Origin of the sequence: Ideonella sp. WA131b (assembly GCA_023657425.1) — a bacterium.
Lineage (GTDB): Bacteria > Pseudomonadota > Gammaproteobacteria > Burkholderiales > Burkholderiaceae_C > Rubrivivax.
This window is the reverse complement of the sequence record JAGTJW010000001.1, coordinates 389,698-415,427: the sequence shown is the minus strand read 5'-3', so window position 1 is coordinate 415,427 and position 25,730 is coordinate 389,698. Positions and strand designations below refer to the sequence as shown.

Sequence of the window (25,730 nt, the reverse complement as noted above, 5' to 3'; positions counted from 1 at the left end):
CCGCAGAGCGGGCCGTGCGGTGGGAGTGGCCTACTTCTTGCCGCTCGGGATCCGGCCTTCCACGCCCTTGACGTAGAAGTCGACCTTGTCCTTCCAGGCTTGGTCGGCCTTGGTGTCCTTGGCCAGGCGCTCCTTGCCGTCGGCGCCGACGATGGGGCCGGTGAAGACCTCGATCTGGCCGCTCTTGATGCCGGCCTTGGCGGCCTCGGCCTTGGCCTTGAGCTCGGCGGGCACAAAGTCGGCGATCTTGATCACGTCGTTGGCGCCTTCCGGCTTGCCCCAGATGGTGCGCTGCTCGCCCTTCCAGCTGCCGTCCATCGCCTCCTTGATGGACTTCTTGTAGTACGGGCCCCAGTCGACGATGTTGCTCGCCAGGTGCGCCTTGGGCGCGTAGCTGCTCATGTCGCTGTCCCAGCCGAAGGCGAACTTGCCGTTTTTCTCGGCCGTCTGCAGCACGGCGGTGGAGTCGGTGTTCTGCAGCAGCACGTCGGCGCCCTGGTTGATGAGCTCCTGCGCAGCCGCACCTTCCTTCTCGGGGTCGAACCAGCTGTTGACCCAGACCACGCGGGTCTTGATCTTGGGGTTGACGCTCTGAGCGCCCATGGTGAAGGCGTTGATGTTGCGCAGCACCTCGGGGATGGGGAAGCTGGCGACGAAGCCCAGGGTGTTGGACTTGGTCATGCCGCCGGCGATGACACCGCTGACGTAGGCGTCGTGGTAGAAGCGGGCATCGTACACACGCATGTTCGGCGCCGTCTTGTAGCCGGTGGCGTGTTCGAACTTCACGTCCGGGAACTCGCCGGCCACCTTGAGCATGGCGTCCATGTAGCCAAAGCTCGTGGCAAAGATGACCTTGTTGCCCTGCGCGGCCAGGTCGCGGATCACGCGCTCGCCGTCGGCATAGGGCACCTTCTCGACGAAGGTGGTCTTGACCTTGTCGCCGAACTCCGCCTCCACGGCCTTGCGGCCTTGGTCGTGGGCGAAAGTCCAGCCGGCGTCGCCGACGGGGCCGATGTACACCCAGGCGGCCTTCAGCGGATCGGGTTTGGGCGCACTGGCGGCGGCCGGGGCCTGCGCGGCGGGCGCCGGGGCTTCCTTCTTGCCGCAACCGGCCAGCACGGCGGCGGCCGTGAGGCCGGCCAGCGCAAAGAGGCGGCGGGTGATCTTCTCGTTCATCGGGGTTCTCTCCTGGGGTGGGCGGGTGGCAAATCGAAAATTATGAACCGGGCCGGAAGGGCTTACCGAGTGAGGCCGGCATGTTCAGGCGGATGAAGGCCGCATTGCGGCTGATCAGCGCCAGCACGACGATGGTGGCGATGTAGGGCAGCATGGTCAGAATATGGCTCGACACCGCCACGCCCTGCGCCTGCAGGTTGAGCTGCAGCACCGTGACGCCGCCGAAGAGGTAGGCGCCCATCAGCGCGCGCGCCGGCCGCCAGGTGGCGAAGACGGTCAGCGCCAGCGCGATCCAGCCGCGGCCGGCCGTCAGGCCCTCCACCCACAGCGGCGCCGTCACCAGCGACACGTAAGCCCCGGCCAGCCCGCACAGCGCGCCGCCGGCGCACACGGCAGCCAGGCGGATCAGCCGCACCGGATAGCCCAGGGCGTGCGCGGGCTCGGGGTTCTCGCCAATGGCACGCAGCAGCAGGCCCGCGCGCGTGCGGTAGAAGAACCAGGCGATGCCCGCCGTGAGCACCATTGCCCCGTACACCATCGGGTGGTGGCTGAACAGCGCCGGCCCCACGAAAGGCAGTTCCAAGAGCAGGGGGATGGCGTGCTGCTCGCGCGCGCTCAGGCTCTTGCCGACCATGCCCACCCCGGCAAAGGCCGAGAAGCCGTAGCCGAACAGGCTGAGCGCCAGGCCCGTGGCGTATTGGTTGGTGTTGAGAAAGATGACGAGCAGCCCGAACACGGCCGCCAGCGCTGCGCCGGCCAGCGCCGCAGCGGCAAAGCCCAGCGTGTCGCTGCCGGTGGTGAAGGCGATCGCGAAGCCGGCCACCGCCGCGACGAGCATCATCCCCTCGGCGCCCAGGTTGAGCACCCCGGCACGCTCGTTGATCAGCAGGCCCAGGGCGGCCAGCGCCAGCGTGGTGCCGCTGGCCAGCGCGGTGTTGATGAGCAGCGCGGTCTCGTTCATGCCGCGGCTCCTTTCGAGGGGTTTCGGGCGCGTACCCAGCGCAGCCGCTGGAGAATGAAGGTGTCGCAGGCCAGCAGGATGAGCAGCAACAGACCCTGCAGCACGCTGGCCATGGCGTTGGGCAGCCCCAGCCGGCTTTGCGCGAGCTCGCCGCCGATGAGCATCAGCGACAGCAGCACGCCCGCGCCAACGATGCCCAGCGGGTGCAGCCGACCGACGAAGCACACGATGATGGCCGTGAAGCCCAGGCCGGTGCTCAGGTAGGGCGTCACCTGCTTGATCGGGCCCGCCACCTCCATGGCCCCGGCCAGACCGGCCAGCGCGCCCGACAGCAGCAGTGCCGTCCACAGCGCCGCGCGCGATGAGAACCCGGCGTAGCGCGCCGCCGCAGGCGCCAGGCCGCCCACCTGCAGCTGGAAGCCGCGGAAACTGCGAAACAGGAAAAGCGCCGCCACCACCGCCAGCACCAGCGCGATCAGCAGGCCCACGTGCAGCCGCGAACGCTCCACCAGCGGCGGCAGGTGCAGGCTGGCGTGGAACAGTGCCGTCTGCGGCATGTTGAAGCCCTGTGGGTCTTTCCAGGGCCCGAACACCAGCGCATTGACGACCTGCTGCGCCACATACACGAGCATCAGGCTCACGAGGATCTCGTTGGCGTTGAAGCGGTCGCGCAGCAGTGCCACCAGCGCCGCCCACAGCGCGCCGCCCAGCATGCCGGCCAGCAGCACCAGCGCCACGCCCAGCGGCTTGGGCAGCACGATGCCCTGCTGAGCCAGCCCGGAGAGCCACAGCGCCAGGCCTCCGCCGACCACGCAGCCCAGCAGGAACTGCCCCTCGGCGCCGATGTTCCACACGTTGGCGCGATAGCACACCGCCAGGCCGAGCGCGATGACGATCAGCGGCGTGGCCTTCAGCAGCACCTCGGTGATCTGGCGGCGGTTGGACAGCGGCTCCAGGAAGATGACCTGCAGGCCGGCGAGCGCGTCCTTGCCCAGGCCGGCGAGGATCAGTGCCGCGACCGCGGCCGTGAGCAGCAGCGCCAGCACCGGCGAGGCCAGCGTCATGGCCTGCGAGGGCGTGGCACGGGCTTCAAGGCGCAGCATGGTCCACCTCCGCCGCCGGGGCATCCGCCCACAAGCCCGACATCCAGCTGCCGATGCGCTCCACCGTGGCCTCGGCCACGGGCAATGCCGGCGACACGCGGCCGCGGGCGATGACGACGAGCCGGTCGCTGATCTCGAAAAGCTCCTCGAGCTCCTCGCTCACCACCAGGAGTGCGCAGCCGGCGTCGCGAAGGGCCAGCAGTTCGCCACGGATGAGGGCCGCGGCGCCGACGTCCACGCCCCAGGTGGGCTGGGCCACGATCAGCAGCTTGGGCGCGGCATCGATCTCGCGGCCGACGATGAACTTCTGCAGGTTGCCGCCCGACAGCGAGCGCGCTGCCGCGCCCGGCCCCCCGGCCTTGACCTGGAAGCGCTCGATCACCCGCGCGGCCAGCGCCGTGATGTCGCTGCGCTTGAGCCAGCCCATCGCGCCCATCAGAGGTCGTGCACCCGCGCTGCGCGTGAGCAGCGTGTTGTCGGCCAGGCTCATGGTGGGCACGGCGCCGCGGCCCAGGCGCTCCTCGGGCACGAAGTGCAGGCCCTCGTGGCGGCGCCTGCGCGGCGAATGGCGGCCGATGTCCTGGCCGAAGAGCACCACGCTGCCGGCGGGTGCACGCGGGTCCTCGCCCGAGAGGGCCGCCAGCAGCTCCTGCTGGCCGTTGCCGGAGACGCCGGCCACGCCGAGGATCTCGCCCGCGTGCACGGCCAGCGAGATGCTGTCGAGAGCCACGCCGAAGGGGTCGGCCGTGGGCAGCGAGAGCGCCTTCACCTGCAGCACCACCGGCCCCGGGGCGCCCGCCGCGTGCGCCAGGGCCGGCGGCTCGGCGCCGATCATCAGGCGCGACAGGCTGGCGTTGCTCTCCTGCGTCGGATCCACCTCGCCGGTGACCTTGCCGCCGCGCAGCACCGTGCAGTGGTGGCAAAGGGCCCGGATCTCGTCGAGCTTGTGGCTGATGTAGAGGATGCTGGTGCCTTCGGCCGCCAGCCGGCGCAAGACGACGAACAGCTTGTCCACCGCCTGCGGCGTGAGCACCGAAGTGGGCTCATCGAGGATCAGCAGCTTGGGGTCGGTGAGCAGCGCGCGCACGATCTCCACGCGCTGGCGCTCGCCCACGCTGAGCGTGTGCACCGGGCGGGCGGGTTCCACATCGAGCCCGTAGGCACCGGCCACCTCGGTGATCCGCGCCGTCACTTCCGGCAGTGCTTGGCTCTTGTCCAGACCCAGCCAGACGTTCTCGGCCACGGTGAGCGTGTCGAACAGGCTGAAGTGCTGGTAGACCATGCTGATGCCCAGGGCGCGCGCCCACGCCGGGCTGGCCACGCGCACCGGCTGGCCGTCGAAGCGGATCGTGCCTTCGTCGGGCTGCACGGAGCCGTAGATGATCTTCATCAGCGTGCTCTTGCCGGCACCGTTCTCGCCCAGCACGGCATGGATCTCGCCGGGCTTCACGCGCAGCGAGACACCGTCGTTGGCCTTGACGGCAGGGTACTGCTTGGAAATGCCAGAGAGCTGCAGTCGCAGCTCGGCCTGGTCGGGATCCAGTCGCGGCGCGCTGCTCACGTCGTTCTCCTCCGGTAGCGTTCCTGTCCGGCCACCCAGGTGGCCGCGAGATGGCGTTCGTCGGCCAGGGTCATCCAGGCGAACACCCGCTCATGCAAGCCGCGGGCCACGCGCTGGCGCTCGGCGTCGAGCGTGCCGACGGCCCAGTCCCAGATGGCCAGGTCGGCCATGCGGCCGGGCTCCAGGCTGCCGATCTCGTGGCCCAGCCGCAGCGCCTCGGCGCCGCCGCGCGTGGCGGCGTGCAGCGCCGCCCAGGCCGTGAGGCGCTGGCCCTGCATTGCCTGCACCGTGTAGGCCGCGGCGGCATTGCGCAGCAGGTTGAGCGCCGTGCCGCCGCCCACGTCGCTGGCCAGGCTGGTCGCGTGGCCGGCCGCGAGCGCGCTGCGCCAGGCGTAGAGCCCGCTGCCCAGGAACAGATTGCTCGTGGGGCAGTGCGCCACGTGTGCGCCAGTGGCGGCCAGGCGCGCGCGGTCGTCGGCGTCGAGCCAGAGGCCATGGGCCAGCACGCTGCGTTCGTGCAGCAACCCGGCGTCGTCGTAGACCGCCAGGTAGCTGCGGGCCTGCGGGAAGAGCTGCGCCACCCAGCGCACCTCGTCGCGGTTCTCGGCCAGGTGCGTCTGCAGGTAGAGCGTGGGGTCGGCGCGGCACAGCGCGCCAGCCATCACCAGCTGCTGCGGCGTGCTGGTGGGCGCGAAGCGCACGGTGAGCGCGTAGCTGCAGCGGCCGCGGCCATGCCAGCGCTGGATGAGGTCGATGCTGTCGCGCTCGGCACTGGCCACGGTGTCGCGCAGACCCTCGGGCGCGTGCCGGTCCATCAGCACCTTGCCACCGATGATCCGCATGCCGCGCGCCATGGCACCGGCGAACAGCGCCTCGGCCGACGCCTTGTGCACGGTGGGGAAGACCGCGGCGGTGGTGGTGCCGTGGGCCAGCAGCGCGTCGAGGAAAAGCTCGGTGCCGCGCGTGGCGTGCTCGGCATCGGCCCAGGCCGTCTCGCTGGGGAAGGTGTAGGTGTTCAGCCAGTCGAGCAGCTCGGTGCCGTAGCTCGCCAGCACCGGCACCTGCGGGCTGTGCACGTGGCTGTCGATGAAGCCGGGCAGCAGCAGGCGGCCGCGGTGGTCGTGGCGCTCGAGGCCGGGGCCCGGCTCTTCCGCCTGCACGGCGGAGATGCAGCCCTGGGCGTCGACCAGCAGCCAGTGGTCGGGCCGCCAGCGCACGCCGGTTGCGGCATCGGACGCGTCGCCCCAGGCCGGTGCGGCGGTGAAGTCCAGCAGGTCGGCGCGGATGGCGCACACGGCGGGTGCGTTCATGCCGCCGCCCCCGAGCCCAGCCCCGCGGCCACCGCGCGCACCTGTTCACGCAGCCAGCGCTGGCTGGGCGCGGCGTGTGTCAGCGCATGCCACAGCTGGTAGTAGGTGAGCGGTGGAAACGCCACCGGGCAGCGCACGATCTTCACCGCCAGCGTGCCCACGTAGCGGCTGCAGAACAGGCGCCCGGTGGTCAGCACCAGCAGGCTGTCGGCCACCATCAGCGGGATCAGGCTGAAGTGCGAGGCGCGCACCACGATGTGGCGCTGCGCCCCCTGGTTGCGCAGATGCTCGTCGATCACCCCCAAGGCGCCTGGGCTCATGGGCATCGGTGCCACGTGTTCCTGGGCCAGGTAGCGCTCGCGCGTCCAGCCGCGGCCGCCGGCATGCGGGTGCCGCTCGGCCACGAGGCAGACGATCTCGTCGCTCACCAGCCGCGCCAGGTGCAGCTCTTCCGGCGGCTCCAGCCAGTTGCCAACGACGAGATCCACGTCGCCTGCGCCGAGATGGCGGCGGTAGTCGTAGTCCTGCGTCAGCGGCAGCAGCTCCAGGCGCATGCCCGGCGCCTCGCGCTTGAGGCGGGCCACCAGGCGCGGCAGGAAGAGTGGGTCGAGGTAGTCGCTGGCCGCCACGCGGAACACGCCCTCGGCACGTGGGGGGTCGAAGACGCTGTGGCGCTGCTGGGCGCGGTGGCGGCCGAACAAGTGCTCGGCCTCCTGCAGCAAGCGCTCGGCCGGGCCCAGCAATTGCAAGGCGGTCTCGGTGGGCTGCATCTGCTGGCCGCTGCGCACCAGCAGCGGGTCGCCGGTGAGCTGGCGCAGCCGCCGCAGCTGCGCGCTGACGGCGGGCTGCGTGCTGGCCAGCCGGACGGCCGCCCGCGAGACGCTGCGTTCGTGGATCACCGTGTGCAACACCCGGATGAGGTGAAGATCGATGGTGTCGAAGCCGGGTCGCATTGCCATGCATTGTGGCGCATGGTGACCATGCGCAATGCTGTATGGTTGCAGGGAAGCGCCCCGCTACCCTGCGGGTAAGTCCCTGGGGAGTTGTTGCCGGCATGAATTCCACCCGCCCCGTCCGCTTCGTCCATCGTGGTGCCATCGTCGAACACAGCGCGCCCGAACCCACGCGCACCGTGCTGCAGTGGCTGCGCGAGGAGGCCCGCTGCACCGGCACCAAGGAGGGCTGCAACGAGGGCGACTGCGGCGCCTGCACCGTGCTCGTGGGCGAGCTCGGGGCCGATGGCGCGGTGGCGTACCGGCCCGTGAACAGCTGCATCCAGTTCCTGCCCACGCTCGACGGCAAGGCGCTGCTGACGGTGGAAGACCTCTCGCCCACGGGAGGCCCGCTGCACCCGGTGCAGCAGGCGATGGTGGACTGCCACGGCTCGCAGTGCGGCTTCTGCACCCCCGGCTTCGTGATCAGCCTGATGGCCACGCGCGAGCGCCACGCCGCGGCCGGCACGGTGCCCTCGCGGCAGCAGATCGCCGACGACCTGAGCGGCAACCTCTGCCGCTGCACCGGCTACCGGCCCATCCTTGATGCCGGCGAGCGGGCCTGCGCGGTGCCCGGCGCGCGGCTGGACACCACGGCCATCGCCGCCGCGCTGCGCACGCTGCTGGCGGATGCGCCGCTGGCCACCGCCAGCGGCTTCTTCGCGCCCAAGACGGTGGAGCACCTGGCCACGCTGCTTCAAGCCAAGCCGGCCGCCACCATCCTGGCTGGCAGCACCGACGTCGGCCTGTGGGTGACCAAGCAGTTCCGGCGCTTGGGCGAGATCGTGCACCTGGGCGCGGTGGCCGAGCTGCAACGCATCGAAGAACGCGACGGGCAGCTGGTCATCGGCGCCGGCGCCACGCTGGAGGCCGCCTGGGCCGCACTCGCCGCCCGCTGGCCGTCGCTGCACGAGCTGTGGCTGCGCTTCGCCGGCCGGCCCACGCGCGAGGCCGGCACGATGGGCGGCAACCTGGCCAACGGCTCGCCCATCGGCGACTCGGCCCCGGTGCTGATGGCGCTGGGCGCCATGCTGGTGCTGCAGCAGGGCGAGCGTGTGCGCCGCGTGCCGCTCGACGCGTTCTACACGGGCTACATGAAAAGCCAGCGCGAGCCGGGGGAGTTCGTGCGCGCCATCGAGCTGCCGCTGTGGCGCGCGGGCGCTCCCTTCGACAGGCTCAGGGCGATCGGGGATTCAAGCTCAGTGCAATCGGAGGGGGTTTCCGGTCGAGCGCAAACCCCATCCGTTCGGGCTGAGCCTGTCGAAGCCAGCGTGAGACGGGATCTGTTCGCCTACAAGATCAGCAAACGCTTCGACTGCGACATCTCAGCCGTGTGCGTGGGCATCGCGATCACGCGCGACGCCGCCGGCACCGTGACGGCCGCGCGCCTGGCCTTCGGGGGCATGGCGGCGACGGTGGCCCTCGCGAAGACCGCCGAGGCCGCGCTGATCGGCCGGCCCTTCGACACCGCCGCCGCCGACGCCGCCGCGCAGGCGCTGGCCGCCGACTTCACGCCGATGTCCGACCTGCGCGCCAGCGCCGCCTACCGCCTGCAGGTGGCCGGCAACCTGATCCGCCGCGCCGCGCTGGAAGCGGCCGCGGGCGCACCCGTCAGCGTGTGGGACCGCGGGATCAGCGCCACGGAGGCCGCATGAACAAGCCCGCCGAATGGCCGCAGACCGCGCCCCTGCACCCCGCCCCCGAGGTGGGCCGCAGCCGCCCGCACGAGAGCGCCGCGCTGCACGTGGCCGGCCGCGCGCACTACACCGACGACATCCCCGAGCCCGCCGGCACGCTGCATGCCGCTTTGGGCCTGAGCCCCGTGCCGCACGGCGTCATCGAGGCGCTGGACCTTACCCGGGTGCGTGCCATGCCCGGCGTGGTGGACGTGTTCAGCGCCGCCGACATCCCTGGCGTCAACGACTGCGGTCCGCTGGTGCACGACGATCCCATCCTTGCGGGCACGCCCGCGGAGGCAGGCCCGGTCGGACCCATCGGCGCCACGCTGCGCTACCGCGGCCAGCCCGTGTTCGCGGTGGTGGCGCGCACGCGCGACGAGGCCCGCCGCGCCGCGGCGCTGGCGCCGAAGGTGCTGCAGACCCGGCCCCTGCCGGCGCTGATGACGGCCGAAGCCGCGCACGCCGCCGGCCAGTACGTGGTGCCGCCGATGCACCTGGTGCGCGGGGATGCCGCCGCGGCCATCGCCGCCGCGCCGCGGCGCTTTCGCACGCGCTTCACGGTGGGCGGCCAGGAGCAGTTCTACCTGGAGGGCCAGATCAGCCTGGCCGTGCCGGCCGACGACCACGGCATGAGCGTGTTCTGCTCCACCCAGCACCCCAGCGAGATGCAGCTGGTGGTGTCGCACGCGCTGGGCGTGGCCGCGCATGCCGTGCGCGTGGAGTGCCGGCGCATGGGCGGCGGCTTCGGCGGCAAGGAGAGTCAGAGCGCGCTGTTCGCCTGCGTCGCCGCGGTGGCGGCGCGGCGTCTGGGCGCGCCCGTGAAACTGCGTGTGGACCGCGATGATGACTTCCTGATCACCGGCCGCCGCCACGGCTTCGTCTACGAGGCACAGATCGGCCACGACGACGAAGGCCGCGTCCTCGGTGCTGAAATCAACATGCTCAGCAACGCCGGCCACTCGGCCGACCTGTCTGGCCCGGTGATGACGCGCGCCCTGTGCCACTTCGACAACGCCTACTGGCTGCCGCACGTGGCCATCCACGGCTACAGCTGCCGCACGAACACGCAGAGCAACACCGCCTTCCGCGGCTTCGGCGGGCCGCAGGGCGCCATCGCCATCGAGATGCTGCTCGACAGCGTGGCGCGGCGCTGCGGGCTCGATGCGCTGGCGGTGCGGCAGGCCAACTTCTACGACTCCACCGAGGCCGGCGGGCGCAACGTCACGCCTTACGGCCAGCCCGTCGAGGACAACATCGCCCCCGAGCTGACGGCCCAGTTGGTGGCCACCAGCGGCTACGCCCGGCGCCGCGCCGCCATCGCCGCCTTCAACGCCACGAGCCCGGTGCTCAAGAAGGGGCTGGCGCTGGTGCCGCTGAAGTTCGGCATCAGCTTCAACGTCACGCACCTCAACCAGGCCGGCGCGCTGGTGCACGTGTACACCGACGGCAGCGTGCTCGTGAACCACGGCGGCACCGAAATGGGCCAGGGCCTCAACACCAAGGTGGCGCAGGTGGTGGCGCACGAGCTGGGCCTGCCACTGGAGGCCGTGCGCTGCAGCGCCACCGACACGAGCAAGATCGCCAACACCTCGGCCACTGCGGCGAGCACGGGGTCCGACCTCAACGGCAAGGCCGCACAGGCCGCCGCGCGCACGGTGCGCGAACGGCTCGAGCGCTTCAAGGCCGACCATCCCCAGCACGCCGCCTTGCCCTGGCCGCAGCTGGTGCAGCAGGCCTACCTGGCGCGCGTGCAGCTGTGGAGCGATGGCTTCTACGCCACGCCCGGCCTGCACTGGAACAAGGCCACGCTGCAGGGCCGGCCGTTCCACTACTTCGCCTACGGCGCGGCCGTCAGCGAGGTGGTGGTGGACACGCTCACCGGTGAGCACCGCCTGCTGGCCGCGGACATCGTGCACGACGCCGGCCGCAGCCTGAACCCGGCCATCGACATCGGGCAGGTGGAGGGCGCCTTCATCCAGGGCATGGGCTGGCTGACGATGGAAGAGCTGGTGTGGCACCCCGACGACGGCAGCGCGCGTGCGGGCCTCTTGATGACGCACGCGCCCAGCACCTACAAGATTCCCACCGCCAACGATGCGCCGGCGGTGTTCCGCACGACGCTGTTCGACGCGCCCAACCGGGTTGATGCCATCCACCGCAGCAAGGCCGTGGGCGAGCCGCCGCTGCTGCTGCCCATCAGCGTGCTGCTGGCCATCCGCGACGCGGTGTCGGCCTTGGGCGGCCACGCCGTGTGCCCGCCACTGGACGCCCCGGCCACGCCCGAGGCCGTGCTGCGCGCGGTGCAGGCGGTGCGCGAGGGCCGCAGCGCCTGCGCCTGATGCCCGCCGGATGAACCCCTCCGCCTGGGACCCGGTGCGCGACGCCGCCGAGGCCTGGGCCGCGGCCGGCCGCGCCGCGGTGGTGGTGACGGTGGTGGAGCACCAGGGCTCGGTGCCGCGCGAAAGCGGCACGCGCATGCTCGTGGCGGCCGATGCGGTGGTGGGCACCATCGGCGGCGGGCATCTGGAATTGCAGGCCCTCGAAACGGCCCGTTCGCTGCTGCTCGCCGGGGCCTCGACAGGCTCAGCCCGAAGGGCTGCGGTTGTGGGTGAGGCCGAGGCAAGGCCAGCCCGCGTGCGGATGCACCCCGTTCGGGCTGAACCTGTCCAAGCCCTGCTGGAACACCGCATCGCGCTCGGTCCCAGCCTGGGCCAGTGCTGCGGCGGTGCGCTGGTGCTGCGCTACACGGCACTTGCCGCCGATGCGCCATCGCATTGGGTCGGCCCGCGCCCACGGTTCACGCTGCACCTCTTCGGCGCCGGCCACGTGGGCCGGGCCATCGTCAAGCTGCTGGCGGCCGTGCCCTGCCGCGTGCGCTGGATCGACGAGCGCGAGGCCGAGTTCCCCGCCGTGGCGCTGCCGCCGCACATCGAGCGCGTGTGCGCAGAGCCCGTGCAGGCCGAGGTGGCCGCGGCCGCGGCGGGCGACGCCTTCCTCGTGCTCACGCACAGCCACGATCTCGACCTGGCGATCACGCGCGACATCCTGGCCCGCGGCGACTTCGGCTTCTTCGGCCTCATCGGCAGCGCCACCAAGCGCGCCAGGTTCGAGCGCCGGCTGGCCGAGCGCGGCGTGGCGCCCGATCGCATCGCGCGCATGACCTGCCCCATCGGCCTGCCCGGGCTGCGCGGCAAGGAGCCCGGCGTCATCGCGGTGGCGGTGGTGGCGCAGCTGCTGCTGGTGCACCCGGGTTGAACCGCGTCAGCGTCAGGCTCCCGCCAGCCCGGGGGCGCCCAATGCCGCCCCACCCCATCCCAGGCCGCAGGAGACCCCCATGAGCCAGCGCGACGTCGTCGTCCTTTCCGCCCTCCGTTCCGCCATCGGCACCTTCGCCGGCAGCCTGGCCGACATCGAACCGGCCGAGCTGGCCGGCACCGTGATGAAGGCCAGCGTCGGCGCCAGCGGCATCGACCCCAAGGCCATCAACTACGTCACCGTGGGCAACACCATCCCCACCGAAAGCCGCTTCGCCTACGTGGCGCGCGTCGCCAGCATCCAGGCCGGCCTGCCCATGGACAGCGTGGCCATGGCTGTCAACCGGCTGTGCAGCAGCGGCCTGCAGGCCATCGTCACCACGGCGCAGAACATCCTGCTGGGTGATTGCGACTACGGCGTCGGCGGCGGCGTGGAGGTCATGAGCCGGGGCGGCTATCTGAGCCCGCAGATGCGCAGCGGCGCGCGCATGGGCCACGTGCAGATGATCGACACCATGGTGGCCACGCTGACCGACCCCTTCGGCGTGGGCCACATGGGCCTCACGGCAGAGAACCTGGCCGTCAAGTGGGGCCTCACGCGCGAGGAGCAGGACGCCTTCGCGGTGGAGTCGCACCGCAAGGCCGCGGCGGCCATCGCCCAGGGGCGCTTCAAGGGCCAGATCGTCCCCATCGTGAAGCAGACGAAGAAGGGCGAGGTGGTGTTCGACACCGACGAGCACGTGAAGGCCTCCACCACGATGGAGACGCTGGCGAAGATGAAGCCGGCCTTCAAGAAGGACGGCACGGTGACGGCTGGCAACGCCAGCGGCATCAACGACGGCGCGGCCTTCCTGGTGCTGGGCGACGCCCAGGCTGCGGCCGGGGCAGGTGCCAAGCCGCTGGCGCGGCTGGTGAGCTACGCGGTGGCCGGCGTGCCCAACGAGATCATGGGCGAGGGCCCGATCCCGGCCACCCGGCTGGCGCTCAAGAAGGGCGGTCTGACGCTGGACCAGATCGACGTCATCGAGAGCAACGAGGCCTTCGCCGCCCAGGCCCTGGCCGTGGCGCGCGGGCTGGAGTTCGACATGGCCAAGGTCAACCCCAACGGCGGCGCCATCGCTTTAGGCCACCCCATCGGCTGCAGCGGCGCCTTCCTGGCCGTCAAGGCCATCCACGAGCTGCACCGCGTGCAGAAGCGCTACGCGCTCGTCACCATGTGCATCGGCGGCGGGCAGGGCATCGCGGCGGTGTTCGAGAGGCTCTGAGCGCGTCGGTGCCCGTCGCAGAGCTCCGGGCCGCTTCGCCGTCCCGGTCCGCGCAGGCGGACCGTGAGCCGCGGCTCAGCGCCCGTCGCAGAGCTCCGGGCCGCTTCGCCGTCCCGGTCCGCGCAGGCGGACCGTGAGCCGCGGCTCAGCGCCCCGTGAAGCGGGGAGGTCGCTTCGCGGCCAGCGCGGACAGGCCCTCGCGCAGGTCGGCGCTGTCGGCGCAGCGCTGCACGCGCGCGGCCATCACCGCGGCATCGGCACGACCGGCCGCGATCTCGTTCAGAGAGGGCTTCATGCCCGCCAGCGCCAGCGGCGCGCCATCGAGCAGCGCCGCCACCCAGCGCGCCAGTTCGGCGTCCAGCGCGTCCGGCGGCACCACCGCGTCGAGGTAGCCCACTTCCCGGAGGTACGCCGCGTCCACCGTCTCGGCCAGCAGGAAGAGGCGCTTGGCCGCGGCCAGCCCCAGGCGCGAGACGTAGCGGCGCAGCCCCCCGGGGTAGTAGTGCAGCCCGATGCGCGCCGCCGGCATGCGCAGCTGCAGGCCCGCCTCGCCGAGGCGGAAGTCGCAGGCCAGGGCCAGATCGGTGGCGCCGCCGTAGACACCGCCGTGCAGGCGCGCGATCGTGGGCACGGGCAGCGCCTCCAGCGCATCGACCGTGCGCTCGAAGAGCGCCGGGTCGTCGGCCGCGGCCGTGCCGCCGCCGCCCAGTTCGGCCAGGTTGAACCCGGCGCAGAAGAGCCGCCCTTCGGCCTGCAGCACCACCACGCGCAGCCCGGGCGTGGGCGCCAGCTGCGCGCAGTGGGCCTGCAGCGCGAGCAGGTCTTCGCGGTGCAGGCGGTTGAGCTGCGCCGGCCGCGCCAGCGTGATCGTGGCGTGGCCCGGCGCCGCGAAGGCCAGCCGCGGCGGGCCGCCCTCGGCCGCCTCAGCCATGCAGGCGCTCGAACTCGCGCAGCCAGTCCACCAACGCCTGCACGCCCTCGATGGGCATGGCGTTGTAGATCGAGGCGCGCATGCCGCCCACCGAGCGGTGGCCCTTGAGCTGCGCCAGGCCGCGCTCCTGCGCGCCCTTCAGGAAGGCGGCGTCGAGCCGTTCGTCGCGCAGGCGGAACACCACGTTCATGCGGCTGCGGTGGCCTGGGGCCACGGGCGCCACGTACAGGCCGCTCGCGTCGAGCGCGCCATACAGCAGCGCGGCCTTGCCGGCGTTGCGCTCGGCCATCGCGGCGACGCCACCTTGGGCCTTGATCCAGTTGAACACCAGACCGGCGATGTAGATGGCCCAGGTCGGCGGCGTGTTGAACATGCTGTCGTTGTCGGCCACCACGCGGTAGTCGAAGGCGGTGGGCGTGGCGGGCTGGGCGTGGCCGATGAGCTCGTCGCGCACGATCACGAGGGTCAGGCCCGCGGGCCCGATGTTCTTCTGCGCGCCGCCGTAGATGCAGCCATAGCGCGCCACGTCGACCGGGCGGCTCAGGATGCTGCTGGACATGTCGGCCACCAGCGGCACCTCGCCCACGTCGGGTTCGGAGGGGTACTCCAGGCCGCCGATGGTCTCGTTGCTGCAGATGTGCAGGTAGTCGGCGTCGGGGTCGAGCCGCCAGATGCTGCGATCTGGGATGCGGGTGTAGCCGTTGACGGCCGCGCTGGCCACCACGTTGACGGCGCCGTAGCGCCGCGCCTCGGCAATGGACTTCTGGCTCCAGATGCCGGTGTCGACGTAGTCGGCGCTGGGCATGCCGCCACGCCGGCTGCTGCGAAGGCCGTTGAGCAGGTTCAGCGGCACGATGGCGTTCTCGGCCAACGCGCCGCCCTGCATGAACAGGGTGCGGTAGTCCGCCGGTATGCCCATCAGCTCGCGCAGCAGCGCCTGCGCCTCGGCGTGGATGGCCATGAACTCGGGCCCGCGGTGGCTCATCTCCATCACACCCATGCCGCTGCCGCGCCAGTCGAGCATCTCGTCGGCGGCCTGGCGCAGTACGGGTTCCGGCAACGCCGCGGGGCCGGCGCTGAAGTTGTAGACACGGGTCATGGGGTGCGGAGCATACCCGTGGGGTCTTCCACGCCGAGGGGGTCGCACCGGCCTAACAATCACACCCCCATGAAGCACTGGATGCGTGCCCGCAAGACCGCTGCGGCGCTTTGTGCGGTCTGTGCGCTCTGTGCGCTGGCATGGGGCTCGCACGCGCCCGCCCGGGCCGGCGAGGCCATCCTGGCCGAGCGCCTGCGCCCCGGCGAGGTCTTGCAACTGGACGGCACGCTGTCCCACCCGGCCTGGCAGCGCGCGCAGCCGCACGCGGCCTTCGTCGAGAAGGCACCCGACACCGGTGCTGCGGTGCGCGAGGACACGCGCGTGCGCGTGCTCTTCGACGACGCCGCCCTCTGGGTGGGCGTGGAGGCGCTGGACCGCGACCCCGCCGCCATCCGCGACGATCGGGTGCGCCACGATGGCGTCAACCGCACGCAGGACTTCGTTGCTGTCTACATCGACGCCGTGGGCTCGCGCAGCGCCGCGCAGTGGTTCCGCCTCAACGCCGCCGGCAGCACGGCCGATGGCTTGCACACGGCCGCCGACGATGGCGAGGACTTCGCCCCCGACTTCGACTGGGACGGCGCCGTCACGCGGCAGGTGGCGGGCGATCCCCGGGCCGGCTGGACGGCCGTGCTGCGCATCCCCTTCGCCAGCCTGCGCTTCCGCCAGGGGCGGCAGGACTGGCGCATCTTGGTCTTGCGCCGACTGCCGCGCGCTCAGTTCCACCTGTTCAGCTCGGTGCTGATCCCGCGCGACGCGCCGAGCTTCATCGCGACGATGCAGCCACTGCAGGGCGTGTCGCTGCCCGACGAGCATGCCTTCCTGACTGTGCGCCCGGGCCTCGCGGCGCGGCGCGACGACGACGGCCGCCAGCCGGCGCGTACCGACACCCGGGTCAGCCTCGACGTGAAGTGGCGCCCGCGCGCCGAGCTGGTGGTCGACGGCACGCTGAACCCCGACTTCTCGCAGGTCGAGCTCGACCTGCCGGCGCTGGCGGGCAACTCGCGCTTTGCGCTCTTCCTCAGCGAGAAGCGGCCGTTTTTCTTCGAGAGCGTCGACCTGCTGCGCATGCCCACGGAGGCGCTGTACACCCGCAGCGTCACCGCGCCGCAGGGTGGCCTGCGCGCCACCTGGCGCGGCGCGGCCTGGGCCGGCAGTGCCTTCGCGCTGAAGGACCGCGGCGGTGGCCTCGTGCTGCTGCCTGGCGTGTACGGCACCGACACCGCCGAGCAACCGGGCAGCCGCCTGCTGGCGCTGCGGGCGCGCCACGACGAGGGCGACCGCGCCTTCGGCCTGCTCGTGGCCAGCCGCCGCTACGACGGCGGCCGCGGTGGCAACGAGGTCATCGGCCCCGACATCGGCCTGCCGCTGACGGCACTGCCTGGCGGAACGTGGCGGCTGCGGGGCCAGTGGCTGCACGCGCGCACCGACGCCCAGCCCGACGCCGACGGCCGGCTGCAGCGGGCCGCGGCGGCCAGCGGCGGCCTGCTGCGCCTGAGGCTGCAGCGCCAGGGCGAGCGCGGTGAGACCGCGTTCATGCTCGACGACGTGGGCGAGGGCTTCCGCCACGACACCGGCTTTGTCGTCCAGACCGGCGTGCGCCGGGCCGAGCTGTTCCACAGCCACGGCTGGCGCGGTGGCTTCGGCCCGCTCAACGAGGTCTACGCGACGGCCGAGTGGATCCGCACCGAGCGGCGCGCCGACGGCAGCCTCGTCGAGGACAGTGTGCGCCCCGGGGTCTATGCCACCGGCCGCCGCAACTTCGAGGGCTGGATCGAGTGGCACGCCCGTGCGCGTGTGCGCCTGGGCCCGGACCTGCCGCTGCGGGCGCAGCGCTACTGGACAGCCGGCTTTGTGATGACGCCTGTGTCCTGGATGCCCTTGCTGGAGGCTTCGGCCGATGTCGGGCGCCTGGCCGACACGGCGGTGCCCGGCGGCGGTGCGCTGCGGCGCGGTGCCCGGCTGGACGGCAGCGCGCGGCTGCGCCTGCTGGCTGCGTTGGAACTCGAGCCGCGGCTGAACCTGGCCTGGCTCGACGGCCCTGACGGCACTCGCCGCTACCGCGAGAGCGCGGGCCAACTGCTGGCCGTGTGGCACCTCGATGCCCGTCACAGCCTGCGCCTGATCGTCCAGCGGCGCGCCCTGTGGCGTGCCGCCGAACCCGGCGTCGCGGCCGCCGACGACGCCACCCGCACCGCCTCACTCACCTATTCGTGGCGGCGCAGCGCCGGGACGCGGCTGTACGTGGGTGTCGGGCAGGCGCAGCCGCGTGGTGAGCCAGGGGCCAACGAGGTCTTCGTCAAGCTCGAGTTCGACCCCCTCGAGCGGGCGCGTTGACGGTCGTCGAGCGCCCTGGTGCAGGGGCGGCCCGGCTCGGCTCGCCCACCCGGAGCGCCACTTCGCGCTGCAGGCTGCCGCTGCTGGAGTTGCACGGAGCGCGCCGCGGTGCCAGCATCGAGGGGCCGCTTCCATCAACAGGAGAACCCCCTTGGCCGCACCGATGTTCGACGCAGACGCGCTGATCGAGATGTTCCAGAACGCCAGCACGCGCCAGGGCAGCCAGCTGAAGAAGGCCGTGTCCGACACCACGCTGGCGGCACTGCAGGGCCGCGAGCTGACGCTGAAGAACATCCGTGGCGTGCTCAAGCAGGTGGCCGAGGCCGCCAGTGCAGGGGTGGCGAAGAACGCGGTGGCCGGGGTCGACCCGGAGGCGCTGCTCGACAAGGCCGTGGGCGGCATGGACGAGGCCGTCCTCAAGGCGGTCGAGGCGCAGCGCACCGCGCTGACCACGCTGGCTGCCCAGGGAGCCGATCTGCGCGACAAGCACCTCGGCAAGGCCCTGGCAGACCTGGAGAAGATGGAAGACGGCATGTTCTCGGCACTCAAGAAGGCGGCCGCGGCGGGCCCGATGGCCGAGGCCTGGGCGCCCGTGCTGCAGAAGATGCAGGCCGGCGGCACCGCCGCGGGTGCGCAGGCCGCCGCCGTGGCCGAGCAGTTCGAGACCATGGCGACACAGATGCAGGTGCAGGTGCGCGGAGCGCGCGCCGCCTCGATGAAGGCCGCGCAGGCCCTGGTGGAGGGCTATGCGGCCATGGCCAGCGGGGTGTTGCTGGGCATGAGCGAGGCCTTGCAGGCCGGCGCGGCGGCCAAGAAAGCGCCCCGCAAGTAGGGGCGGCCCCCAGGGGCCGGGGCGGCAGCCGAACCTACACTGCCGCGCCATGAAAAACGTTGTCATCAGCGGCACCGGCCTCTTCACGCCGCCGCACGTGATCTCCAACGAGGAACTCGTCACCTCGTTCAACGCCTACGCCGACCTGCAGAACACCCGGCACGCCGCCGCCATTGCGGCTGGCGAGCGCGCGGCCATCCCGCACTCCAGCGTCGAGTTCATCGAGAAGGCCTCGGGCATCCGCCAGCGCTACGTGCTTGAGAAAGCCGGGGTGCTTGACCCCACGCGCATGAAGCCGCGCTTTGCGCCGCGGCCCGACGAGGCCCTCAGCCTGATGGCGGAGATCGCCGTCGACGCCGGGCAGAAGGCTCTGGCGGCGGCCGGCGTGCAAGCCGCCGAGATCGACGGCGTGCTGTGCGCCGCCGCCAACATGCAGCGCGCCTACCCGGCGATGGCCTGCGAGATCCAGGCGGCGCTGGGCTGCGGCGGCTACGGCTTCGACATGAACGTGGCCTGCTCCTCGGCCACCTTCGCCATCCAGCAGGCGGTGGATTCGGTGCGCAACGGCAGCGCAACGCGCGTGCTCGTGGTCAATCCCGAGATCACCTCGGCGCACCTGGAGTGGCGCGACCGCGACTGCCACTTCATCTTCGGCGACGTCTGCACCGCGGTGGTGGTGGAGGCCGAGGACACGGCACGCAGCGCCGAGCGCTGGCGCGTGCGCGGCACCAGGCTCGTCACGCAGTACAGCAACCACATCCGCAACAACGCCGGCTTCATGAATCGCTGCGAGGACACCGACCCCGACGCGCGCGACAAGACCTTCATGCAGGAGGGCCGCAAGGTCTTCAAGGAGGTGGTGCCGATGGCGGCGGAGCACATCGAACGCCACCTGCACGCGCTGGGGCTGGAGCCCACTCAGGTGCGGCGCTTCTGGCTGCACCAGGCCAACCTGGGCATGAACCAGCTCGTCATCAAGAAGCTCGTGGGCGCCGACCTCTCGGGCACGCAGGGGCAGGACCTCGCGCCCATCATCCTGGGCGAGTACGCCAACACGGCCAGCGCCGGCTCGATCATCGCGTTCCACAAGCACCGGGCCGACCTGGTGCGCGGCGAGCGCGGCGTCATTTGCTCGTTCGGCGCCGGCTACTCCATAGGCAGCGTGGTGGTCGAGCGGCTGTAGGAGTCTGCGCGGCACAGACCGACACCCGCGCCGGGTGTGCGGCCGGGCCTGCCCGACCGATCCGCCATGCACCGGGCATGGGAAATTTCCGACGTTTCACAAAGTTCTGAAATTTCAGTCATTCTGCGGGACCGTCGTGCCAGCTCCCGCACCATGTCGTCCACCCTCACCCCCCTGGTCCGCAGCTTCGTCTCGCACTTCGGCGAGATGGGCAGCCGCTGGGGCATCAACCGCACCGTCGGTCAGATCTACGCGCTGATCTACGTCTCGTCGCGGCCCTTGAACGCCGACGAGATCGGTGAGCAGCTGGAGTTCAGCCGCAGCAATGTCAGCATGGGCCTGAAGGAGCTGCAGGCTTGGCGGCTCGTGCACCTGCGCCACCTCAGCGGCGACCGGCGCGAGTACTTCGAGGCCCCGGCCGACGCCTGGGAGGTGTTCCGCACCCTGGCCGAAGAACGCCGACGGCGCGAGATCGAGCCGACCTTGACGATGCTGCGCAACGCGCTCCTCGATGAAGCCACGACGCCCGAGGACCGCTACGCGCAGGCGCGCATGAAGGGCATGCACGACCTCATCGAGCTGATGACGCGCTGGTTCGACGACGTCCAGCGCATGGACGCCGCCACGCTGGCGCAACTGATGAAGATGGGCTCCAAAGTGCAGCGCCTGCTGGAGCTGAAGGACAAGCTCAAGGTGGTGCCCGGCGGGCGCAACTGAGGGCCTGCCGGCCGCTGAGCAACTCGAACCCGCAAAGCCGATCCCATGGACCTCGACGCCCTGCTGCTCGCCCGCATCCAGTTCGCGGCGAACATCACCTTCCACATCCTCTTTCCCACGATCACCATCGCGCTGGGCTGGGCGCTGCTGTTCTTCCGCCTGCGCTGGCTCAAGACGCGCGACGACGGCTGGCTGATGGCCTACCGCTTCTGGACCAAGGTGTTTGCGCTCAGCTTCGCTTTGGGCGTGGTCAGCGGCATCGTGATGAGCTTCCAGTTCGGCACCAACTGGCCGGGCTTCATGGAACGCGTGGGCAACGTCGCCGGGCCGCTGCTGGGCTACGAGGTGCTGACGGCGTTTTTCCTCGAGGCCACCTTCCTGGGCATCATGCTCTTCGGCCACGGCAAGGTGAGCGAGCGCGTGCACCTGATCGCGACCTTCCTGGTGGCCTTCGGCACCACGATGAGCGCGTTCTGGATCCTGGCGCTCAATTCGTGGATGCACACGCCGGCCGGCTTCGAGATCCGCGATGGCGAGTTCTTCGTCACGAGCTGGCTGCAGGTGGTGTTCAACCCCAGCTTCCCGTACCGCCTGGTGCACACGCTGCTGGCCAGCGGCCTGACGATGGCCTTCCTGGTGGCTGGCGTGGCGGCCTGGCAGCTGCTCAAGCGCAAGGCCAACGCCAGCACGGGCAAGTCGCTGCGCTTTGGCCTCACGGTGGGCGCGGTGCTGATCCCGCTGCAGATCCTGGCCGGCGATTTCCACGGCCTGAACACGCTCGAGCACCAGCCGGCCAAGGTGGCGGCGATGGAAGGCATCTGGGAGACGCAGCGCGGCGCGCCGCTGCTGCTGTTTGCGGTGCCGGACAAAGAGACCCGCACCAACCACTTCGAGATCGGCATTCCCAAAGGCGCCGCGCTGATCCTCAAGCACGACGCCGATGGTGAACTGCAGGGCCTGAACGACTTTGCCGGCGCGCACCCGCCGGTGGCGCCGGTGTTCTACGCCTTCCGCGTGATGGTGGGCACCGGCATGCTGATGCTGCTGGCCAGCTGGGGCGGACTGTGGCTGCTCAAGCGCCGCGGCTGGAACGGCGCGGCGCTGCCCCGGCCGGTGCTCGGCGGCCTGGCGCTGATGGCCTTCAGTGGCTGGACGGCCACGGTGGCGGGCTGGTATGTCACGGAAGTGGGCCGTCAGCCCTGGATCGTGCACGGCCTGCTGCGTGTCGACGAGGTGGCGTCCTCGGTGCCCGGCTCGCACATCGCCTTCACGCTGGCCCTGTACCTCACGGTCTACCTGGCGCTGCTCGCGGCCTATGTCAGCGTCGTCAGGCACATGGCCGAGAAGCCGGTGCCGATGCCGGAGCCGGCGGCGCCGAGGCCGGCGCCGGTGAAGCCGGGCTCGCAGGAGGCCGCCGCATGAGCGGCATCGACTGGGCCACCGTGCTGCCGGTGGTGTTTCTGGCGCTGATGGGCGTGTCCATGCTCGCCTACGTGGTGCTGGACGGCTACGACCTCGGCGTCGGCCTGCTGCTGCACCGCGCCACCCCGCCGCAACGCGACACCATGATCGCCAGCATCGGCCCGTTCTGGGACGCCAACGAGACCTGGCTCGTGCTCGGCGTGGGCATTCTGTTGATCGCCTTTCCCAAGGCGCACGGCCTGGTGCTGACGGCCCTGTACCTGCCGGTAACGTTGATGCTCGTGGGCCTGGTGTTGCGCGGCGTGGCCTTCGACTTCCGCGTCAAGGCGCAGGACGAGTGGAAGCCGCTGTGGAACTTTGCCTTCTGGGCCGGCAGCGCCATAGCGGCCACGTCGCAGGGCTGGATGCTCGGCCGCTACATCACCGGCTTTGCCGACGGCGCGCTGGCGCTGCTGTTTGCCGCGGCCATCGCGCTGCTGCTGCCGGCGGCCTACGTGCTGCTCGGCGCCTGCTGGCTGGTGATGAAGACCGAAGATGCGCTGCAGCAGCACGCCGTGCGCTGGGCCAAGCGCGCGTGGGCACCGGTGGTGCTGGGCATGGGCCTGGTGTCACTGGCCACGCCGGTGGTGAGCAGCACCGTGCGAGAGCGCTGGTTCAGCATGCCGGAGTTCATTGCGCTGCTGCCGATTCCGCTGGTCACCATCGGTGCGCTGCTGGCGGCGCGCGCCATGCTCAACTCCCGGCAGGTGCTCGGCCGCCTGTGCTGGCTGCCCTTCGTGGCGGTGGTGGCGGTGTTCCTGTTCGGCGCCATCGGGCTGGCCTACAGCCTGTTCCCCTATGTGGTGATGGACCGCCTGACGGTCTGGGACGCCGCCAGTGCCACGAGCTCGCTGGGGGTCATCGCGATCGGCTGCGCGATCACCGTGCCCACCATCGTGGGCTACACGATCTTCAGCTACCGCGTGTTTGGCGGCAAGGTCAAGGAGCTGAGTTACGCGTGAAGGCGATCTGTGTCCATGCTCGCCTGCTCGCGTCCATGGCCCGCCGCAAAACTCGCTGCGCTCACTGCGCCCAAACAGTTGCGGCGAGTCAGTCCAAGAAGCGCGCTGCGCGCGCGGCCATGAACGCTTTGCTGCTCGGCGCTTCAAGATCACGCCGCCACCCCCGCCCGCACAGCCCTTTGCAACCACCGCGGTGTTCGTTCGGGTTCAAACGCCACGGTGGTGCTTGAGCGGCAGCCAGGGGCACCGCCTGCCGCGATCGCGCGATGCTGCGGGCAAGTGGGCTTCGACAGGCTCGGTGTCCCGGCGTGCGACTCGCAACCGCTTGCTCCGGGTTCGGTGCTGTGGCGCCACCGCCGGTGGGAGAATCCACGTTGTGAAGCCGGCCAGACCGCCGCTGGTGCGCTCGGGGAAACCCGGCACTGGAGGAAGGTCCGGACTGCGCAGGGCGGCGTAGCAGCTAACGGCTGTCCACCGCAAGGTGAGGATCAGAGCAACAGAGACGAGTCTCTGCGGGGTCCCGATGGAGAGTGTTCTGCGAGGCGCCGGCGCGAGCCGGCGTGCCGTGAGGCGCAAGCCGAACGGCATCGGGCGCAAGCCCGAACCGAGCAGCCACTCTCTGCGGGGCGAAGCCCCGCAGAGAGTGAAACGGGCAATCTCTACGCGCAGCAACACCCAATAGGCCGGCGATGATGCGGCCCGCGGAGCCGGCGGGTAGGTGGCACCGAGCCGGGGGGCGACTCCCGGCCCAGAGGAATGGCGGTCACGGCAATCGCGCCGCAAGGCGCAGGCGCCGCACAGAATCCGGCCTATCGGTCGACTTCACACTTTTTCGGTTCAGGCCGGCAGCACCAAAGCGTGCCGCGCCTGCCAGCGCAGGCCGCCCTCGGTGGCGGGCTGCAGCCTCATCGCCAGCGCCTTGCGCTCGGCGGCGTCAAGCCGGCGCCAGAGAAAGTCGCCGGCATTGCCGGCATCGCCGTCCACGAAGAGCTGCGAGGTGAACTCGCCGAAGCTCGCGTGCCGCAGCTTCACGTGGATGTGCGGCGTGCGCCCGGCATAGGGCGTCGGGCGGATGGTGCGGAAGCCCACCTCGCCGCCCGCGGCGGTGCGGGCCTCGCCGTAGCCCTGGAAACCCTCGTCGACCTCGGCCGGCGTGCCGCCGTCGCGTGGGTGGCGGTAACGGCCGCGCGTGTCGCACTGCCAGATCTCGACCTGCGCGCCGTCGATGGCGCGACCGGCGCTGTCGCGCAGCTGCAGTGCCAGGCCCAGGTGCTCGCCCGCGGCCACGCGCACCTGGCCGCCGCGCTGCACGCGCGTGAGGTCGGCGTCCCAGTCGCCGGCGAAGGGGCCGCGCGCGCGCCAGTCGGGCCGCGGGTAGAACGGGCCCTCGGTCATGGCGGGCAGCACCGCGGCGGCGCGCGCCGGCCGCGCCATAAAGGGCAAGGCCAGCGCCGCCGCCGTGGTGCACAGCACGAGTCGCCGACGGGGCAGCAGGGAAGGGGTGTTCGCAGGCATCATGCGGCGCATTGAAGCACCGCCCGCCAACCCCGCGCCCGCGCAGGGACAGCCCACCCCTGCGATGAACGCCGCCGCCTGGCCGGGCCGTCGCTGGACGCTGGCGCTGCTGCTGGCCTGCCTGGGCATGATCGGCCCGTTCGCGATCGACGCCTACCTGCCGGCCTTCGGCGCCATCGCGGCGGGCATCGGCGTCGGCCCGGTGGGGCTGCAGCAGACGCTGTCGGTGTACCTGGCCGCCTTCGCGGTGATGAACCTGTTCCACGGCGCGCTGGCCGACAGCTTCGGCCGGCGGCCCGTGGTGCTGGGTGGGCTCGTGGTGTTCACGCTCGCCTCGGCCGGCTGCGCGCTGGCCGATGACCTGCCCACCCTGCTGCTGTGCCGCGCGCTGCAGGGCGCCAGCGCCGGCGTGGGCATGGTGGTCACGCGGGCGCTGATCCGCGACCTCTTCGACGCCGCCGACGCGCAGCGCCTGATGTCGCAGGTGACGCTGTTCTTCGGCATTGCGCCGGCGGTCGCGCCCCTGTTCGGCGCGCTGCTGCTGCACGCTGCCGGCTGGCAGGCCATCTTCTGGATGCTGGCGTTGCTGGGCGCGGCGCTGGCGCTGGCGATGGCGCGCTGGCTGCCCGAGACACTGCCGCCGGCCGCGCGCCAGCCCTTCGGCGTGCGGCCGCTGCTGCAGGGCTACGCCGGCCTGGCGCGCAACCCGCGTTTTCTGGCCCTCGTGGCGGCCAGCGGTCTGCCATTCAATGCCATGTTCCTGTACGTGCTGTCGGCGCCGGCCTTCCTGGGCACGCTGCTGGGGCTGGCGCCGGGGCAGTTCTTCCTCTTCTTCACGCTCACGGTGGCCGGCATCATGGCCGGCGCCTCGTTCAGCGGCCGCATGGCCGGCCGTGTGAAGCCGCGCCATCAGATCCGCCACGGCTTCGTGCTCACGCTCGGGGCCGTGGTGGCCAACCTCGTGCTGTGCACGGTCGTGGCGCAGCCGCCGGCCTGGGCGGCGATGCTGCCGATCGCGCTGCTGGCCTTCGGCTGGAGCCTGCTGACGCCCGCCGTCACCGTGCTGGCGCTGGACCAGGCGCCCGAGCGCCGCGGCATGGCCTCGTCGGTGCAGGCCTCGGCCAGCAGCGCGGCCAATGCGCTGGTGGCCGGCGTGGTGGCGCCGCTGGCCATGGGTTCGCTGCACGGACTGGCGCTGGCCGCTGCCGCGCTGCTGGTGGCCGGGCTGCTGGCCTGGGTGTGGGTGAAGCCGCGCCTGCCGCGCGAGCCGCGGGCCGGCCCTGGTGCGCCCGAGGGCACTCAAGCGCCGACAAGGGGTGGTCGATAACGCGGGGATGAGCGCTCGAACGCCGCCCTCCCGTCCCATCCGCGTCCCGCAAGGCCTTGTGCAGG

Annotated in this window: 19 protein-coding genes, 1 other RNA gene and 1 pseudogene; 12 read left to right on the top strand and 9 right to left on the bottom strand. The window is 71.5% G+C overall.

Going from position 1 to position 25,730, the window contains the following annotated elements; translation table 11 throughout:
* Positions 1 to 30 precede the first annotated feature (30 nt).
* Genes KA711_02005 through KA711_01980 form a run of 6 tightly spaced genes read right to left on the bottom strand, consistent with a single transcriptional unit; the run spans position 31 to position 7,070 of the window.
* The gene (locus tag KA711_02005; protein MCM0607758.1) at positions 31 to 1,176 is read right to left on the bottom strand and encodes a BMP family ABC transporter substrate-binding protein; all 1,146 of its coding nucleotides are present in this window, start codon (positions 1,174 to 1,176) and stop codon (positions 31 to 33) included.
* Between the two features lie 40 nt (positions 1,177 to 1,216).
* Entirely contained in the window at positions 1,217 to 2,137 is a 921-nt protein-coding gene (locus tag KA711_02000) for an ABC transporter permease (protein ID MCM0607757.1), read from the bottom strand.
* The gene (locus tag KA711_01995; protein ID MCM0607756.1) at positions 2,134 to 3,240 is read right to left on the bottom strand and encodes an ABC transporter permease; all 1,107 of its coding nucleotides are present in this window, start codon (positions 3,238 to 3,240) and stop codon (positions 2,134 to 2,136) included. Before KA711_01995 ends, KA711_02000 begins: the two co-directional genes overlap by 4 nt.
* Positions 3,227 to 4,801, bottom strand: coding sequence for an ABC transporter ATP-binding protein (locus KA711_01990; GenBank protein ID MCM0607755.1), 1,575 nt, complete (start codon positions 4,799 to 4,801; stop codon positions 3,227 to 3,229). The genes KA711_01995 and KA711_01990 overlap by 14 nt, the downstream gene beginning before the upstream one ends.
* Entirely contained in the window at positions 4,798 to 6,111 is a 1,314-nt protein-coding gene (gene guaD / locus KA711_01985) for a guanine deaminase (GenBank protein ID MCM0607754.1), read from the bottom strand. Before guaD ends, KA711_01990 begins: the two co-directional genes overlap by 4 nt.
* Positions 6,108 to 7,070 (bottom strand): LysR family transcriptional regulator, encoded by a 963-nt coding sequence (locus tag KA711_01980; protein ID MCM0607753.1) that lies wholly within the window; start codon positions 7,068 to 7,070, stop codon positions 6,108 to 6,110. Before KA711_01980 ends, guaD begins: the two co-directional genes overlap by 4 nt.
* A 35-nt stretch (positions 7,071 to 7,105) precedes the next feature.
* On the opposite strand from KA711_01980, the pseudogene xdhA reads away from it, so the two are divergent.
* The 4 genes and pseudogenes from xdhA to KA711_01960 all read left to right on the top strand — a co-directional run bounded on the left by xdhA (position 7,106) and on the right by KA711_01960 (position 13,301).
* Positions 7,106 to 8,251 (top strand): annotated as a pseudogene (gene xdhA / locus KA711_01975) (xanthine dehydrogenase small subunit).
* 503 nt (positions 8,252 to 8,754) lie between these two features.
* Positions 8,755 to 11,121 carry a xanthine dehydrogenase molybdopterin binding subunit gene (xdhB, locus tag KA711_01970; protein MCM0607752.1) on the top strand — a complete coding sequence of 789 codons (2,367 nt, stop codon included), beginning with the start codon at positions 8,755 to 8,757 and terminating at the stop codon, positions 11,119 to 11,121.
* 10 nt (positions 11,122 to 11,131) lie between these two features.
* A complete protein-coding gene (gene xdhC / locus KA711_01965; GenBank protein ID MCM0607751.1) occupies positions 11,132 to 12,037 on the top strand; it encodes a xanthine dehydrogenase accessory protein XdhC in 906 nt (301 codons plus the stop codon).
* Positions 12,038 to 12,116: 79 nt separating this feature from the next.
* Complete coding sequence (locus KA711_01960; protein ID MCM0607750.1) at positions 12,117 to 13,301, top strand: acetyl-CoA C-acyltransferase family protein; 1,185 nt, start codon at positions 12,117 to 12,119, stop codon at positions 13,299 to 13,301.
* 145 nt (positions 13,302 to 13,446) lie between these two features.
* Here KA711_01960 and KA711_01955 read toward each other — a convergent pair whose 3' ends face one another.
* Positions 13,447 to 14,232, bottom strand: a complete 786-nt coding sequence (locus tag KA711_01955; GenBank protein ID MCM0607749.1) for an enoyl-CoA hydratase/isomerase family protein — start codon at positions 14,230 to 14,232, stop codon at positions 13,447 to 13,449.
* Positions 14,225 to 15,331, bottom strand: coding sequence for a 3-phosphoserine/phosphohydroxythreonine transaminase (gene serC, locus KA711_01950; GenBank protein ID MCM0607748.1), 1,107 nt, complete (start codon positions 15,329 to 15,331; stop codon positions 14,225 to 14,227). Before serC ends, KA711_01955 begins: the two co-directional genes overlap by 8 nt.
* A 69-nt stretch (positions 15,332 to 15,400) precedes the next feature.
* Between serC and KA711_01945 the strand changes: the two genes are divergently transcribed.
* The 7 genes from KA711_01945 to rnpB all read left to right on the top strand — a co-directional run bounded on the left by KA711_01945 (position 15,401) and on the right by rnpB (position 23,651).
* Positions 15,401 to 17,668: a hypothetical protein gene (locus KA711_01945; protein MCM0607747.1), complete on the top strand. Its 2,268-nt coding sequence runs from the start codon at positions 15,401 to 15,403 to the stop codon at positions 17,666 to 17,668.
* Positions 17,669 to 17,819: 151 nt separating this feature from the next.
* Positions 17,820 to 18,500, top strand: a complete 681-nt coding sequence (locus tag KA711_01940; protein MCM0607746.1) for a hypothetical protein — start codon at positions 17,820 to 17,822, stop codon at positions 18,498 to 18,500.
* A 49-nt stretch (positions 18,501 to 18,549) separates the two neighbouring features.
* Entirely contained in the window at positions 18,550 to 19,683 is a 1,134-nt protein-coding gene (locus KA711_01935) for a beta-ketoacyl-ACP synthase III (protein ID MCM0607745.1), read from the top strand.
* 153 nt (positions 19,684 to 19,836) lie between these two features.
* The gene (locus KA711_01930) at positions 19,837 to 20,400 is read left to right on the top strand and encodes a GbsR/MarR family transcriptional regulator (GenBank protein ID MCM0607744.1); all 564 of its coding nucleotides are present in this window, start codon (positions 19,837 to 19,839) and stop codon (positions 20,398 to 20,400) included.
* 45 nt (positions 20,401 to 20,445) lie between these two features.
* Complete coding sequence (locus tag KA711_01925; protein MCM0607743.1) at positions 20,446 to 21,822, top strand: cytochrome ubiquinol oxidase subunit I; 1,377 nt, start codon at positions 20,446 to 20,448, stop codon at positions 21,820 to 21,822.
* Positions 21,819 to 22,823, top strand: a complete 1,005-nt coding sequence (locus KA711_01920) for a cytochrome d ubiquinol oxidase subunit II (GenBank protein ID MCM0607742.1) — start codon at positions 21,819 to 21,821, stop codon at positions 22,821 to 22,823. The genes KA711_01925 and KA711_01920 overlap by 4 nt, the downstream gene beginning before the upstream one ends.
* Before the next feature lie 378 nt (positions 22,824 to 23,201).
* Positions 23,202 to 23,651, top strand: an RNA gene (gene rnpB / locus KA711_01915) — RNase P RNA component class A.
* Between the two features lie 9 nt (positions 23,652 to 23,660).
* Here rnpB and KA711_01910 read toward each other — a convergent pair.
* On the bottom strand, positions 23,661 to 24,338 hold the full coding sequence (locus tag KA711_01910; GenBank protein MCM0607741.1) for an intradiol ring-cleavage dioxygenase: 678 nt from the start codon (positions 24,336 to 24,338) through the stop codon (positions 23,661 to 23,663).
* A gap of 64 nt (positions 24,339 to 24,402) precedes the next feature.
* Here KA711_01910 and KA711_01905 point away from each other — a divergent pair, with 64 nt between their 5' ends.
* Positions 24,403 to 25,665: a multidrug effflux MFS transporter gene (locus tag KA711_01905; GenBank protein MCM0607740.1), complete on the top strand. Its 1,263-nt coding sequence runs from the start codon at positions 24,403 to 24,405 to the stop codon at positions 25,663 to 25,665.
* The last annotated feature ends 65 nt before the right edge of the window (positions 25,666 to 25,730 follow it).